Here is a 283-nt window from a genome sequence, read left to right as displayed (position 1 = left end):
CAAAATACGGAACTAGATCTTCAGGCATGTTTTTGTGAGTAAGGATGTAATTCACAATATTACGTGCATGGTTTAAAAACTTTTCATCTTTTGTGTAGCGATAAACCATTGTATAGCCATAAGCCCCCCATGCTTGGCCTCGTGACCAAGATGAGTCATCTGTAATACCTTGGAAGGTTTGTTTTGATAGTGGCAGTCCAGTATTTCGGCTGTAATTAACTAAGTGGTATGAACTAAAATCACCCCTGAAGTGATGCTTCATAGTTACTGTCGCATGACTAAC

The 283-nt window shown here is 39.2% G+C and carries 1 pseudogene; it reads right to left on the bottom strand.

Annotation, left to right across the window (positions count from 1 at the left end):
* A pseudogene (locus tag SB816_RS31035) lies at positions 1-262 on the bottom strand (glucuronyl hydrolase); the annotation flags it as partial.
* Positions 263-283: the final 21 nt, after the last annotated feature.

It is taken from the genome of Achromobacter sp. SIMBA_011 (assembly GCF_046535435.1).
In the GTDB taxonomy this organism is placed as follows: domain Bacteria; phylum Pseudomonadota; class Gammaproteobacteria; order Burkholderiales; family Burkholderiaceae_B; genus Achromobacter; species Achromobacter dolens.
Note: the sequence above shows the minus strand (reverse complement) of the source record. Positions and strands in the feature narration are given on the sequence as shown.